The 15,769-nt window shown below is 51.0% G+C and carries 11 protein-coding genes; all 11 read right to left on the reverse strand.

Going from position 1 to position 15,769, the window contains the following annotated elements:
- The coding region (locus AB4Z33_RS21230; RefSeq protein ID WP_442051797.1) for a hypothetical protein at positions 1 to 424 on the reverse strand (424 nt) is incomplete at its 3' end.
- A gap of 459 nt (positions 425 to 883) precedes the next feature.
- Positions 884 to 2,065: a formate-dependent phosphoribosylglycinamide formyltransferase gene (gene purT, locus AB4Z33_RS21235; protein ID WP_442051798.1), complete on the reverse strand. Its 1,182-nt coding sequence runs from the start codon at positions 2,063 to 2,065 to the stop codon at positions 884 to 886.
- A gap of 135 nt (positions 2,066 to 2,200) precedes the next feature.
- A complete protein-coding gene (locus tag AB4Z33_RS21240) occupies positions 2,201 to 4,033 on the reverse strand; it encodes an ABC transporter ATP-binding protein (protein ID WP_442051799.1) in 1,833 nt (610 codons plus the stop codon).
- The gene (locus tag AB4Z33_RS21245) at positions 4,033 to 5,823 is read right to left on the reverse strand and encodes an ABC transporter ATP-binding protein (RefSeq protein ID WP_442051800.1); all 1,791 of its coding nucleotides are present in this window, start codon (positions 5,821 to 5,823) and stop codon (positions 4,033 to 4,035) included. Before AB4Z33_RS21245 ends, AB4Z33_RS21240 begins: the two co-directional genes overlap by 1 nt.
- Before the next feature lie 296 nt (positions 5,824 to 6,119).
- Positions 6,120 to 9,791 carry a dynamin family protein gene (locus AB4Z33_RS21250; protein WP_442051801.1) on the reverse strand — a complete coding sequence of 1,224 codons (3,672 nt, stop codon included), beginning with the start codon at positions 9,789 to 9,791 and terminating at the stop codon, positions 6,120 to 6,122.
- A gap of 11 nt (positions 9,792 to 9,802) precedes the next feature.
- Positions 9,803 to 10,075: an NAD/NADP transhydrogenase alpha subunit gene (locus tag AB4Z33_RS21255; protein WP_307201479.1), complete on the reverse strand. Its 273-nt coding sequence runs from the start codon at positions 10,073 to 10,075 to the stop codon at positions 9,803 to 9,805.
- A gap of 5 nt (positions 10,076 to 10,080) precedes the next feature.
- Positions 10,081 to 10,773 carry an endonuclease III gene (gene nth, locus AB4Z33_RS21260; protein WP_442051802.1) on the reverse strand — a complete coding sequence of 231 codons (693 nt, stop codon included), beginning with the start codon at positions 10,771 to 10,773 and terminating at the stop codon, positions 10,081 to 10,083.
- Positions 10,774 to 10,922: 149 nt separating this feature from the next.
- Positions 10,923 to 12,980, reverse strand: a complete 2,058-nt coding sequence (locus tag AB4Z33_RS21265; RefSeq protein WP_442051803.1) for an S-layer homology domain-containing protein — start codon at positions 12,978 to 12,980, stop codon at positions 10,923 to 10,925.
- 36 nt (positions 12,981 to 13,016) lie between these two features.
- A complete protein-coding gene (locus tag AB4Z33_RS21270) occupies positions 13,017 to 13,556 on the reverse strand; it encodes a GerMN domain-containing protein (RefSeq protein WP_442051804.1) in 540 nt (179 codons plus the stop codon).
- Between the two features lie 19 nt (positions 13,557 to 13,575).
- Complete coding sequence (locus AB4Z33_RS21275; RefSeq protein ID WP_442051805.1) at positions 13,576 to 14,988, reverse strand: N-acetylmuramoyl-L-alanine amidase; 1,413 nt, start codon at positions 14,986 to 14,988, stop codon at positions 13,576 to 13,578.
- A 158-nt stretch (positions 14,989 to 15,146) separates the two neighbouring features.
- Positions 15,147 to 15,746 carry a 3-isopropylmalate dehydratase small subunit gene (gene leuD / locus AB4Z33_RS21280; RefSeq protein ID WP_442051806.1) on the reverse strand — a complete coding sequence of 200 codons (600 nt, stop codon included), beginning with the start codon at positions 15,744 to 15,746 and terminating at the stop codon, positions 15,147 to 15,149.
- Positions 15,747 to 15,769 lie beyond the last annotated feature (23 nt).

The following is a 15,769-nucleotide window of genomic DNA, read 5'->3' on the forward strand; positions in this document are numbered from 1 at the left end:
GCTGAGCTTCGGAATCAGATTGAAACATAGACTTCTTCATTATTCTGACATTAGAATTAGTGATCCAAAATTGTCCCTTAATCTGTTCATCATCAATAAGAATCGTTAGATCCTTAACTTTAATTTCGGTTTCATCCGTCTCATTCTCACCATTAGACGAGGGTGTAATGGTTTCTTTAATTACATTTTCATCACGCGTATAGGATGACATGGATGGTATCGACTGAGTAACACCACTGTTTTTATCTAGCAACTTTTGCAGTAAATTCACAATCTCGGATAATCCAATAAAAACAAACCCTGAAATTAGACCTGAAATCCACCAATACAAAGCAATTTCTATTTGGAAATCGCCATATTCATCGGTTGCTAATGTAATTCCTGAGATAAAGCTAATAGCAAGTAAAAGTACACCTATTGCCAAAAGGCATGTTGAGATGGTATTTCACATCCTATTCATTCTCCCTTCCTTAACAGGAAATATATCCCTACTAAAACCATAACAAAATTTCATTAGAGATACTAGTTATTTCAATGTCTTTTATTCTGTCACCAACAGGCTAAGCATGGGATGTAATTTCGAGGATACAAAAAAACCGTTCCTTTCGTAAATGGTTGGTCGTACTTCCATCTATCAAGAAACGGTTCTTTAAGAATTAGGGGCTATGATTGGATTTCATCCAGCCTAATGGGCTAAATGAGATCAAAAAAGCAGTTTGATTGGATTTTCTACAGGCTAATGAGGTAATTTAGGCGGAAATGAGCTACAAAGACGGTTTAGGCTGTATGTTATCCAATCAAATGTGCTTGATAGCTGTTCAACTGCCTGTTTGGTTGGACGATTTCCACTCTAAAAAACCAGACCGCTCTCTATTACGCTAGCTTATTCTTTATATTCGATATACAGCGCTTCGGCTGCTTGTCTTGCCTGCTGGCGGGCTTGCTCGACATCTGCGCCGCTGCTCAGCGCAACGGCCATGCGACGGCCAACCTTCGTCTCCGGCTTGCCGAAGACGCGTACTTGCGTGTTCGGTACGGACAACGCCTCTTCTAAGCCGCCAACGGCGAAGCTGCTGCTCTCGCGGTCCGCCTTAAGCGTATAGGAAGCGCCTGGCGACAACAAACGGATTGTCGGAATCGGGTAACCGAGGATGGCACGCACATGAAGGGCGAACTCCGTTAAATCTTGTGTCGCCATCGTCACCATGCCGGTATCATGAGGCCTTGGCGAAACTTCACTGAACAATACGCCGTCCTTCGTAATGAAGAGCTCCACGCCATATAAGCCGTAACCGCCTAGCTCGTCCGTGATTTGGCGGGCGATTGCTTCCGCTTCCTCGATCTGACTCATCGTCATATCATGCGGCTGCCAGGACTCAATATAATCTCCGTCCTTCTGTATATGACCGATCGGCGCACAGTAGCTTGTGCCGGAGACCGAACGAACAGTTAGCAATGTAATTTCCGATTCGAAGGTGATGAAGCCTTCCACAATAATGCGCTGCTTCTTCGCTCTTCCGCCTTCCATCGCATAATTCCAGCAGCCTTCAATATCCGCTTCGGAACGGCATACGCTCTGCCCTTTGCCCGATGATGACATAATCGGCTTAATAACGCACGGGAAGCCTAAAACAGCAGTTGCTTGTCGAAGCTCTTCCAAGGAATCGGCGAACTGATAGGGCGCAGTAGGTAATCCAAGTGTTTCGGCTGCCAAACGGCGGATGCCTTCGCGATCCATCGTCAATCTCGCAGCGCGAGCCGTCGGGATGACGCGATGTCCCTCCTGTTCGAGCTCAATCAGCGTTTCTGTGGCGATCGCCTCTATCTCAGGTACGATAAAATCAGGCTTCTCTTCTTCTATAATACGGCGAATCGCTGCGCCATCCAGCATATCCGTCACATAGCTGCGATGAGCCACCTGCATGGCAGGAGCATGGTCGTAGCGATCGACGGCAATGGTCTCGACTCCGAGCCTTTGCGCTTCAATGGCAACCTCTTTGCCAAGCTCTCCCGAACCGAGCAGAAGCAGTTTACGGGCATTCGGAGATAGCGGTGATCCATACATAATGAGAAAAAACCTCCTGAAAGTAAGCCATTTCCGATAAACCGCGAGATAAAGCACGGTCTAACCGATGTTCGGCTTTTTTCTTTCATTGTGGAGGTTTCTTCATCAAAAATCAACTATAAATGACCAGATTCCTTACAAGAAACGGTACTGCGCCTCAATTAATCCGTTATATACGCCGCGCTTGCGAATTAATTGTTCGTGATTTCCTTGCTCTACAATCTCACCGTGATCCAGCACGATAATGTCATCCGCATGTCGAATCGTCGACAGACGATGCGCAATCATGAATGAAGTACGGCCTTTCAAGAGCGCCTTGAGCGCTTCCTGAATCTTCAATTCGGTTTCGGTATCGATGCTTGCCGTTGCCTCATCCAAAATAAGAATACGAGGATCAGCAAGCAATGCGCGTGCGAACGATAGAAGCTGGCGTTGGCCCATCGAGAGCACATTTCCTCGTTCCTCTACCTGCGTATCGTAGCCATCCGGCAAGCTCATGATGAAATCATGGGCATGAACGGCTTGCGCAGCTTTCACGATCTCGTCATCGGTCGCATTCAGACGGCCGTAACGGATGTTGTCGCGAATCGAACCAGCGAAGATAAACGTATCCTGCAGCACGATTCCGACCTGCGAGCGCAGACTCTCGATCGTTACATCGCGAATATCAATGCCGTCGATCAATACGCGCCCTTGCACCGGATCGTAGAACCGGCAGAGCAGATTAATAATGGTGCTTTTACCCGAGCCTGTATGACCGACAAGCGCAATCGATTGGCCTTCTCTGACGTCGATGGTCACTCCCTTAAGCGCCGGTCTGCCAGGCTCGTATTCGAAAATAATATTATCGAATTTCACTTGGCCCTTAATTTGCGGCAAGCTTCTTGCTTCCTCTTGTTCGCCTACCGTCGGCTCTTCATCGATGAACTCGAAGATCCGCTCGGACGATGCCATAGCAATAAGCAGTTGAGAGTACATTTGGCCTAAGCGGTTAATCGGGTCCCAGAAGTTGCCGATGTAGTTCGCATAGCCGACTAGCAAACCGACTGTGATAACATCCTGCTGAATCAGATGTGCACCGTACCAGAACAGGATGAACGTGCCTATTGCTGCCGTAATCTCAATAACGGGACCGAACGCTTGGTTCAGCGCGGAAGCTTTGTTCCACGATTTTACGTTAACCGTATTCATATGATCGAAAAAACCCATATTGTCTTTCTCTTGCACGAATGATTGCGTAACCTTCATCCCTTGAATACTTTCATTCAAGTGCGAGTTGATACGTGATTGCTTAATGCGCACGTCTTGCCAAGCAAAGCGAATCCTTTTGCGAAGCGAAGTCGAGACCAAGAACATGATCGGAACGGTAATCATAACCGCGAGACCAAGCTTGAAGTTCCAGACGAGCAGGATGATTACGATACCGAACAGCTGCACGCAGTCCATCAATAGGTTGACGACGCCGTTCGTGAACAAGTCCTGCAGCGCATTGACGTCATTCGTTACCCGCACGAGCACGGATCCGGCTGGACGTTTGTCATAGAAGCGGAACGACAGCTTCTGAATGTGCTGGAACAAGTGGTTCCGAAGATCATAAATAACTTGCTGCCCAATAATGTTCGTGTACTTAATCCGATAAGTATTAGAAGCCCATTGTATTACATAAAGGAATAACATAATGCCAGCAATAACAAGCAGCTTAGTAATGCTTGCGGAAGCGCCGTTCTCCGGTTGAATCGCTTCGTCGATAGCGAGAATGACGAGCGCCGGTACGCCGAGCCTCGTCAACGTACCTAAGATCATCATTACGATGACGGGCATCAGCTGTTTCGAATACGGCTTCATATACATAAACAGCCTGCGCAGCTGCGCCCAGTTGAACGGCTTTTCGATCAGCTCGTCGTCTTGATATACGAACCGTTCGTTTTTGTTTTTAGCTTTGGCTTGCGTATGGGAACTTGTGCTCATTATACGGTGCTCCTTTTCTGACCTTGCGCTGTTAAAGCTGAAGCGGCATCGTCTTTCTGTAAAAAGTCGGCATATTGAATGTTGTACGTATCGCGATAAGGACCGTCTACCGCAATCAGATCGGCATGCTTGCCGCGCTGTACGATAACCCCTTTATCAAGCACGATAATTTCATCGGCGTGACGCAGTGAAGAGATCCGATGCGCGATGACAAAAGTGGTACGTCCGGCCATCAGCTCCTTGAAGCCTGCTTGAATCTCATGCTCGGTCTCCATGTCTACCGCGCTTGTAGCATCGTCAAGGACGAGAATGCGCGGATTTTTGATTAACGCACGCGCGATGGCGATACGCTGCTTCTGTCCGCCAGACAAGCCCATCCCCCGCTCGCCGACGATCGTCGCGTAACCAAGCGGCAGCTCCATAATAAAGTCATGCGCCTTGGCCAGCTTAGCGGCAGCTTCGATCTGTTCATTCGTTACATCCTTCACTCCGTAAGCTATGTTGTCGCGGATAGATGCCGAGAACAAGAATGTCTCTTGGAAAACTGGCGCGATTTGGCGGCGAAGACTCGCCACGTCCAAATTGCGGATATCCATGCCGTCAAGTTTAATGACGCCTTGCTTCACGGTGTAAGCCCGCATCAGAAGCTGAATGAGCGTTGACTTGCCTGAACCGGTCGCGCCGAGCATCCCGATGACCGAACCGGCCGGTGCGTCGATGTTGATGTTCGTAACCGCCGGCGATTTGTCCGGATAGCTGAACGTTACATTTTCGAAGCTTACATGGCCTTTGACCGTCTCGTTAGTTACTTCAACCGCGTTCTCGATATTTCTCACGTGTATATGCTCATTGAGAAGCTCCAGCACCCGCTCCCCCGACGCTTTGAATTGCGTGTAGTTATTGATATGGAAGCCAAGTCCCCACATCGGGCCGATAATGTACCAAATCAAGCTGAAGAAGGCAACGAACTCGCCTAGCTTCAATTCTCCGTTAATAACGAGAATGCCTCCTGCTACAAGCAAGATAACGGCGCTCACGTTCGCCACAAGCTCCATTACGGGGAAAAATTTGGCCCATATGACGGCCGCGCCGACTTGGTTCGTCTGATAAGCCTCGCTGCGCGTCGAGAACTTCGATACTTCATGCGTCTCCCTTGCGAACGATTTGACCGTACGGACGCCTGTAATGTTCTCTTGGACCGCAGTCGTCAGATTACTCATCGCTTTGCGCATTTCACGGAAAGCCGGATGAATGTTTTTCTCGAAGCGAAGCGCCGTGAATATGAGCAATGGAATCGTAACTAGCGTTATGAGCGTCAATTGCCAATGAATCGTCATCATCATGATGCCGCCGAACACTACCATCAGCACCATGTTCAAAATCTGTGCGAATCCGAAGCCGACAAAGTTGCGGATCGCCTCTAAATCGGCTGTAAGACGGGACATCAGATCGCCTGTCTTCGCCTTGTCATAATATTGGAAGGACAGCGTTTGCAATTTGTCATAGCTGGCGTTCCGCAATCTGAATGCTACGCGGTTGCCTAGTCTTCCTCCGAAGAAGCCGTGCAGAAACTGCAAGCAGGCTTTGAATGCGACGACGCCTACGACTGTGAACGCAAGCGCGGGCACCAGATCGAAACGTCTAGGCGTAATGACATCATCGATCAGGTATCGCAGCAGGTTGGGATATACAATCCCAAGTGCCGTAGCGCACATGAGCGCCGCGATCGAGGCGAACATAAACTTTCGTTCAGCCCAATAAAATCGTTTTAATTGCCTTAACACGTCCAAGAAAAAACATCTCCCCGTATGCTGTTTTATAAGTATGAGTGAATATTAACAGCATCCATATACAGGGGCAAACAGTATAAAATTGCGTATATTTGATTGAAGTCGCTTATACTCGCGATATAGGAATGCCACTCCGTCAATGCTCCCAAATAGTCTTAAATCGTGACATATATGTGCATATTGCTCCGTTTTTGTATGAAAACACACAAATATAAAAAATGCTATTTCAGACGAATTCAGCGTCCAAAATAGCATTCAGCGATAATTGCGATTGATACGGTTTAGTTCATTGATATTTAGAGATTAATAAGCTGTTGGTGCAGTTCCTTCAACTGCTCGGAATTCGAGCCGCCTTCAAGGGTACTTTGCTTGCCCGCCGCATAAGCTAACATGTCTTCGCGCAGTCTTGTCGATGCTTGTTCGGAACCTGTCTGCCAATATTCAGTGTAGAGCACGTTCCATTCGGATATGCGGCTTGCCATCCAACCGTTCAAGGACGGGGCAAGCACATTTTCCAAGTCTTTGCGCAGATTCCCTTTGCCTTCCCCTTCGAAAAACTGTCTAGGCGATTTGAATCGGCTCCAGAGCCACTTCGACTCGATCTCGCCTGCTTCCCATGCCGCAGCTTCCGGAGGCGTAGGCAGACCATCAGGACGATATGGAATCGCGTCATAGCCCTCTAGAGCCTCTTGCAGCACTCCAGCGCAACGTTCATAGCGCTTCTGCAGCCATGTGTGCACTCCACGTTCCATACGCAGTGAAGTCGCTTGGAGCTCCTGTGACAGTTCCAGCTGAATCAACCGCTGCAATTCGAGCCACGAAGTCCAAATCGCTTTGCGCAGATCGCGTCCATCGTCTTGAAGCGACGCTGGATTGAATGCGAAGTTATAGAACTCGCCGAATCTCTGCTGAATCCGTTTCACGACATAATAGAGCAGCTCGCTAACCTCTTGCTCCAGTTGCTCTGGCGCAGCTGAGGTGCGAAGTGCTGCCAGGTCGCTCTCGCTCGCCGCAACAGCCCTAAGCAAGCCGTTAAGCTCTGCTTCCCGCGCTGCTGCGTCACCTTCCGCACTCTTCACCCAGCCTGCCACGGTAGCCGCAGCACGCTTAAGATCCTGCTCAGCGGCATCGATCGCCAGCTTGCCGAGATCATTCTGGATGAAGGAGAGGAACGCGCCTTCGAAGGCTTCAATGCCTGAACGGCTTAGCAGTTCGGCGTTACCGTCGACTTTGCCGTCAAGAGCCTGCAGGCTCGATACCGGATAAAGCCTTGGATTACGAATCGCATGTTTCGTCAAGTTATCCTCGACATGCGCAAGCACGCCTTCCAGCTCCTCCTGATCCGCAGCCAAGTCGGCGGCATTAACGAGGAAGAACATTTTGTCCAGTTCGAACTGGTCCTTCACGCGTCCAAGCTGCATCAGAAACTGTCTGTCAGCCTGCGAGAACGCATGGTTATAATACGTGACGAATAAGACCGCGTCAGCGTTCTTGATGTAGTTGAAGGCAACACCCGTATGACGGGCGTTGACCGAATCGGCTCCCGGCGTATCGACGAGCACGATGCCTTGCGCAGTCAGATCGCAGTCATAGTACAGCTCGATCTCGCTAACAAAGCAAGAACGCGCCTCTTCGGCTACGTAACGCTCATATTCCGCTTGATCGACTACCAATTGCTGGCCGAGCTGACCTTCATGCTGCTCCCACCCCGCGCGCGCGGCGCGGAGGAAGCTGTAATGCGGCCGTCCGCCCGCTTGAATCTTATCCGGCGACAGCTTATCGATGGCGCGCATGAGCGAGCAGGCATCCGGCAGCTTATCCTCGGATGCCTGCTCGCCGAGCAGCGCTAACGAATAGCGCACGTCGGAAAGAATCGCATCGCGCGTCTTCATGACGACAAGCGCCGTGCCGTGCTGCCGCTCCGCCGTCGGCGGAACGAGACGGTTGATCGCCGCCGTCGTCGGATTCGGTGATACCGGCAGTACCGGCTCGCCGATCAGCGCGTTGGCGAGCGACGACTTGCCGGCGCTGAAGGCGCCGAAGAGCGCTATGGTGAACCGGCTGTTCTGCAGCCGGTTCGCTTTGTCGCGCATCGCATGCGCGGCTGCTGTTAGAGCCGCGTGCGGCTCTAACAGCTCTGCGGCGCGCAGCAGCCGCGTCGCAGCGCTATGCTGCTGCGCGAGTGCGGCGCCGCCTCCGAGCGAGCGGCGCTTCGCGCGAGCTTCGCCGGCAGCAGCAGCAGCCGCAGCCGCGCTAGCCTGCTGCGGCGTTGCGCCGCCGCCGCTTGCTGGCGCGGACGCATCCGCCGCCGCGCCGGAACCGCCTCCGGCAGCCGATACGCTCGGCGCCGGCAGTTGCGGCTTCGCCGCCGGGCTCGGCAGCTCAGCTGCGAGCCTCGCCGCATGCGCGGCAGCGCGCTCCGCGAGCGCTGCCAGCGCCTCTGCGGCGCCAGCTTGCGAGCGTAGCCCCGCAAGCTGCGCCTGCGCCTCGGCGGCAGCGCTGCTGCTCGCTGCCGCCGCATGATCCGCCAGCGCTTCGATAATGCCGAACGCGCGCTGGCGGTATACCCCTTTCACATCCGCGGCAAGCTCGCGGCTATAGATCATCGTATACTCGTTCCCGATCACGGCTCCAGTCTTCACGCGTTCAACGATCCAACCCGGCTCAGGCAGCCACGTCAGCTTCTCGGCCAACTGCGTTTCCAGCTGTTCCGTGTTATAACCGATCCGTTCAGCCGCTTGGCGAAGCAAATGCTTCACATGCCATTCGATAGCAGCGCTAATTAACGAGTTTAGCTCCGCCCGGAACGCCTCGAGACGGCGCTCCTGCTCGGCAGCCGTCTTCGCTCCTGCGAACAGCAAACCCGCCTTGAAGCCCGGCTTGCGGCTCTCCAGGAACGTCTGCGCTAGATCACGCAGCCCCGCTGGCGTAATATTCGCGTTATCAAGCACCTTCTGCAGCTCTTGGCGAAGTTCAGCGCCGAACATTTCCTTCTGCTCCTGAAGCGAACGAATGCGCTTCGTCAACCCGTCCATTTCCGACTTAAGCTGGCTAAGCGCTTCTTCCCCGCCAGCCTCCTCTGTGAGCCGTTCTCTTTCCGGCCCCTGCTGCTCCTGCATCCACTTCAAGTGGCCCTTGACGAGATGTCTAAGCGACGCATCCACGCTATAGGCACACAGCGGCGCTCTAAGCTCGGCAAGCTGCTTAAGCAGCACGAGGAGCTTATCCCATTCCTGATGCGGATGGCTCGGTTCGCGCAACGACAAATAAACGATCCCTGCCGGCTCAAGATGCCAAGCATGGAACGCTTCCTCTACGCTTTTGCGATAGCTCTCGAACGACAGCTCGCGATCACGATGCTTATCAATTTGATTAACAATAAAGTATAAGGGCTTGCCCCAGTCCTTAAGCTGCTTCGCAAATGCGAAGTTAATCTCAGACTGGACATGATTATAGTCCATTACGTAGAACACAACGTCTGCCAAATGAAGCGCCGATTCCGTCGCCATCCGATGCGCGTCATCCGTAGAATCAATTCCCGGCGTATCAAGCAGCACCGTATGGTCGCCAAGCGTTTCGCTCGGATAAATAATGGACACCGACGTGAACTGCTCGCCGTCTACGCAATATTTATCAAGCTCATCAATTCGAACCTCAGCCTGCGAGGTGACGCCGTTCTTGATCGTCTCCACAGCGGCGTAAGCTCTGTCTCCCCCGCGGATCGATACGACATTCGCGCTCGTCGGGATTGGACTTGATGGCAGCAGCTTCGTACCGCATAGCTTATTAATAAGGGTGGACTTCCCTGCCGAGAAATGTCCGCAAAAAGCGACAGTAAGCCGACCTTCGGTCAGCTTACTGTTCAGCTCCTGCACTTGCTGTGAATGTTGCCTATCTCCTGCAGCAGCCATATCGCCGGCTGCACTCGCAATAGCTCCCGCTATGCTCTGCACAGTCATTTCAGTCATTGTTCTGCTCCTTACACTGCTTCCTCTTCGTCAGATGGCAAGCAAATTTCGAACACGTTGCCGTGCTGCAAAATCATAATGTTGCGCGCCTTCTCCTTCATCACGACAACCTCGGGTTTAATGCGCATACGCTCGATGTATTGTTCAGGCACGTCGCCCGAGCCGCTGACCGTAATGCCTTCAACGACGATGTCTTCGTTTTCTTGCGGAGGCGCTTCAAGCACCTGCTCGTAAATATCGGAGAAAAGCTCAAAATTGTTTGTGTACACGGAAATACATTTCATCCTTATCATCCCCTACCAGCTATTTTCAGTTCAGCTTTATTTTTCGTTTTATTGCCAGCCTTCATACGCTGCTTGCCTTCCTTGCACATATCAAGCAATGGACAGATCGGGCATTGCGGATTTTGAGCTTTGCAATGATAGCGGCCGAAAAAAATGAGCCGGTGATGCGTCACCGTCCACTCCTCTTGCGGAACAAGCTTCATCAGCTTCTTCTCGACCTCAAGCACATTATCGTCTAGCTTAGCTATGCCTAAACGTTTCGATACACGATCCACATGCGTATCTACCGCGATCGCTGGTACATCGAAGGCATTGGACATGACGACGTTAGCCGTCTTCCGTCCTACACCTGGCAGCTCGGTCAAGCCTTCATGGCTTGCCGGCACCTCACCGTCGTATTTATCGATCAAAATGCGGCTTAGCTTCTGGATATTGGACGCTTTACTGCGAAACAGACCGATTCGGCGGATGTCCTGTTCCAGCTCCTCCAGCGGCACGCCTAAGTAATCCTCAGGCCGCTTATACTTTTGGAATAACGATACGGTTACTTTATTTACCGTTTCGTCCGTACACTGCGCGGACAATAGGACGGCTATCGTTAGCTCGAACGGATTGCTGTGATTGAGCTCGCAATGAGCATCCGGAAACATCTCAGCAATGATGTCCAATATATGACGCATTTTCTGCTTCGCATTCATCGTCCTCTCTCCAATCTAACACTATCGTTCAAAGTGTAGCGAAATTTGTCACGCTTAGCAACCGCAAACAGCCACTTTCTATAAAAAAAACTGCCCCGTAAGGCAGTTTTTTCACGAAACATCCTAATTTAAGCCTTTATTCCCTTGCTTTAGTTCACGCGGATAGCGGTCGGCAGCAATCCTACATAAGAAGCCGTAATCGAGCTGCCTACGGAAATATTGCCAATCGTCGCTTCCTTGCCGTCCTTATCCGTTAGCGGCAAGTCTTTGATCGACAGTTCGAACGCGCTTCCCGTTGCCGGCTGCACGCGAATCTTCTTGTTCATGATATCAATCACTTGAACGGTATAAGTCACATCGCGATGCGCTTTAATCTTAATGACGCTCTCTTGCGTCGGATTAAGCTCGACTGTGATGAGGTCATCCTTCTTAAGCTGAGCGAGAGGCGTCGTATTCGATCCCGGCGTCTCGACATAGTTGGCCGAGTATGGAAGCGTAAGCGTTGCTCCCGTATCAAGCTTGAGTTTTAACTCGTAATCAAGCGTATCGATCGACACGAATTTACCCGTATACGACGTTACGATTTTAATGGAAACGACTTTGTCCCCTGTATAGGACAATATCACTTGCGTGCCTTGCAGCAGCAAGTCGTAAGAGCTTTCGACCGAAATGAACGTGCCATAGAAGTCCACTTTCGTCTTGTCCGTAAGGTAGAGAGACTTCGGATTTTTGCCTTCCGCGTCGACGATCGTAAGCAGCTTCATGTCTTCGACGAAGCTGGCGATCTTAGCTTGATCCAGCACTTCAACCTTGCGGCTTTCGACCTTGATTTTCGTAACCTGCTCGTCTGCGTTTAACGTAAGCTCGACTTGATCCGTTTCTTTCAGCAGATCATCCAGCGCAGCCTCCTTAAGGCCTTCGATCTCGACTTCAACCTCTTTGGCAAGATATTTTGTGGAGAGCGAGCTGCCCTCTTTGATCGTGATAATCTTGCCGTCCGTCGAGAAAAACAATCCCTTCACCGTGTTTTGGCTAGCGACGGGAGCAGTTACGATTTTGACCACCAACGGCTTGTCGCGGAACGAATCCTGCACGATGCTGATCGGGCTGTCGGCTTTCAGATCGCTTAGCTTCACCGGAGTGCCCGCTGTATCTTCTACGATGACCGAATCGTTGTAATCGAATGGTACCGGGACTTTGTTGATCCATAAATATATTTTTTTCTCGTCGGCCACGTTGCGCAAGAAGGTTCCGGCTACCGTCGTCGTATGTACCGTATCGCTTTTCACTTCTACGTATTTCGCAACGCCGTCCTTGGCAATGACGGTAATATCGCCGTACAACAACAAGTTGGACTTGCTGATCGGCACCGTATTCTTGTACGTGTAATAAAGCGTGTTCTCATCCAGCGCATACGAAGTTTCAACACCGTTCTCGTATACCGTCAGTGAAGAATCGGACAGCTTCGAAACGATACCGCTCGTCTGACCTTCGTAGTCAACTTCAAATTGTGCTTGCGCGAAGCTAAGAATCGTAGCCAAGCTTGCCCGCGTAATATTCGCTTTCGGCTGGAACGTTGTCTCCGTTACGCCTTTGACGAGCTCTAGCTCGACTGCGGCGTTTACATAGCCCAGGTATCGCGAATCGATCTGGCCGCCATCGGTGAACGAGGATGGGGTATTTTTTAATCCGTCAGCCAATCCTGTTTTGCCGATCGCTTTAATAATGAGTTTTGTAACCCATTCCCGCGAAGCAGGTTTCGTACCCCATGGCGTTCCGGGAACGTTGGCCGCTTGCGACATTTCGGAAGTATCAAGCAAACCTTCATTGAAGGCTACCAATACGTATTTTTTGAAACTGTTGCTGACGACGAACGAATCGTTAAACTCAATAACGGCACTCGGATCGTTGTCTACTTTGTCCATAAGTCCCGCGAAACGAAGCGCCATTAGGACGGCTTCTTGCTGGGAAACGTCTTTGCTGGGAGCGAAGGTGCCATTCGGGTAACCCGAAATAATGTTCTGCAGCGCAAGCTTGGCGACATGCTTCTCCGCCCAATGGCCGCTGCTAATATCGCTGAAAGGCGTGTTCAATCCATTGGCAGCAGCGTAAGCTGCATGTGGAGCAGCCGCATATCCTCCGCCAAAGGCAAGTGATAAAGCAAGCGCCCCGATCACTGCTTTTTTCCCATTAATATGAATTGGCATGTATAAGTCCCCCTATAGTTATGCTTAAGCCTTATATTATTTGCGGTACGGATGCTCGAGCTCGACATGGCCCATTAGAGTCTCCAACGCTTCACCGTCTACTAAAATATCGACTGCATCTACGAAGTCGAATTGAAACAGCGTCTTGGTGAGCGACTCGATGGCAAGAATCTCGCCCGGTCCTCCCAGCCTCGCTTCATCAGGAAGCAGGATATCGACGGTTGCAAGACCGTCCTCCAAGCTCACTTTGTCGAAGCTGATCGCCTTCCATAAGGAAATCTCTTCTGCGCCGCCGTCCTTCTGAAGCTCAGAAAGCGTTGATTTCACTAGAGCCAGCTCATCGTCGCCATCGCTCAGTTCAATCTCGACTTCGCGTGCTGACGTTTTCGACAATTCGGAATCCGTCGAATACACCGAAATCGTTCGCTTCACGGCAATCGATTGTTCCTCAGTCGGCGGGGTAGTTGCTCCGGACATATCATTGCCAGATGGAAGATTGTCCTGTCCCCCGCAGCCAGTAATCGTCAATGTTAATAGAAAGGCAGCCAGCAGCCCTCTTGCTTTGACATTCGTCATACGACTGAACACCTGCTTTCTATTTCAATTTGAAATATTCCTTAATGCCGGCTACTAGCTCGGCTGCAATCCGATTCTGGACAGCATCGTCATAAAGTAATTTCGCGTCTGCCGCATTCGATAGGAACCCTGCTTCTACAAGCACGGCCGGCATCGTCGTCTCCTTAATGACTTTAAACGCTTCCTTCTTAACGCCGCGGTCTTTGAGTTTCGTACCTGCTATCAGATGCTTGTGAATGACCTCCGCCAAGCTCTTGCTGTTTTCGCGGTAATAATACGTTTCGGAACCGGTAGCGCTGCTGCCCTTCAGGCTGTTGGCATGAATGGAAATGAACATGTCGGCCTTCAGGTTTTCGGCGAACGCGATCCTCTCCAGCAGTGTCGGATACGTATCGCCCGTTCTCGTCATATGAACCTTTATCGACTTCTCGTTCGCCAAAAGCTTCTGCATCTTGAGGGCAACGCTCAGATTAAATTCCTTCTCCCATCTGTTCAGGACGCTTTGGGCTCCTGGGTCGCTTCCGCCATGACCGGCGTCAATAACAACATCATACACGTTATCCGTGACCGGAGGCTGGGGATCTACGGGAACTTCTGGTTCCACAGGAACTTCTGGTTCCGGGTCTGTCGGCGTCTCCGGCTCAGGCGGTACTTCGCCAGACGGCATGAGATCAATTCGGAATTCTCCAACACCTTCTGTCATGATATAACCCGTATCCGCGTTCACATCAAGCACAACTCTCGCTACGGTAGGGCTATTGGAGAAGATCGAATAGCGATAGCCCGTAATTAACGGGTTATCCGTTACTTCCGCTTTCACTTGACCGTTAGCCAGAGTGGCTGCGAGATCGGAGGAATAGCTCGTATTCGGGAAGTCGAGTACGATTCGCTTCGGATTATCGAGAACTTGCACCTTATTAGGCTTGGACGATCCTTCGTAATTGACGATGACGCCGCCAATACCGTCGAAGCCTACTCCTGTAATCCATCCTGTCGGGCCTTTCGGCGGTTGAACGATATGTACTTCCTTCGTGTCTGCCTTCCACTCGAATTCAAGTCCGAATTGCTCGCCAATGAAACGAAGAGGAACGAGCGTCGTTTTATTAACGATGACCGGCTTCGTTTGCATTTGAACCACTTGATCGTTTACAAGTGCAGCATCGTTATTAATAGCAAGCATAATAACTTTGCTTCCGTCATTGATCGTAACTGTTTTGGTCGTATTGTCCCAATCAACTTGGAAACCAAGTCCTTCCGATATGACCCGGATAGGGACGATCGTAGACTCGTTCACAATCTGCGGATCAGCGTCTGGCTGAAGCAGCTGACCGTTCAGATACAGCTTTGGAACAGCTTCGGCAGCTTGTCCTACGCTAGCAAACATCGTGAACAATACGGACATGAACAATAGAATGGTTACAAATTTCTTCATTTTCCACCTCGATGACTGAATTGCCCGCATCGAATGTGAACATTCGACTTTTACAGACGCAAATATAGACGCAGCTTGTCAGAAAAAGTTGCGTTTAGAGGAAAAAAGAGGACAATCGCCGTTGCCGGTAATTGTCCTCTTATCATTCAAGCGTTACACTAGCCGAGACGCGCTGCGTGCTTCTGCTCGTAAGCCGTAATCAGCGATTCATGCTGAAGCGTCAAGCCGATATCGTCGAGACCTTGAAGCAGGAACTGACGACGGTGCTCGTCAAGCTCGAAAGCGATGCTAAGGCCATGTTCGTCAGTCAGCAATTTGTTCTCAAGATCGACCGACAGCTTGTAGCCTACATGCTTCGCAGTACGCTGGAACAAGTCTTCCACTTGCTCTTCGCTAAGCTTGATTGGCAGAATGCCGTTCTTGAAGCAGTTGTTGTAGAAAATATCAGCGTACGACGGCGCGATAATGACTTTGTAGCCATAATCGAGAATCGCCCACGGCGCATGCTCACGGGAGGAGCCGCAACCGAAGTTCGCACGGGAAATGAGTACGGATGCGCCTTCGTAGCGCGGTTTGTTCGGTTCGAACTCGGCATTTACTTCGCCGCTTTCATGGAAGCGCCATTCGAAGAAGAGAAACTGTCCGAAGCCGCTGCGCTCGATGCGCTTCAAAAATTGTTTAGGAATAATAGCGTCAGTGTCGACATTGACCCGGTCGACCGGGGCGACGATGCCTGTAAGTTGTTTAAACGGTTCCATACCTAGAATACCCCTCTCTCGCG

Source organism: Paenibacillus sp. 2TAB19 (assembly GCF_052115185.1).
Taxonomy (GTDB): domain Bacteria; phylum Bacillota; class Bacilli; order Paenibacillales; family Paenibacillaceae; genus Pristimantibacillus.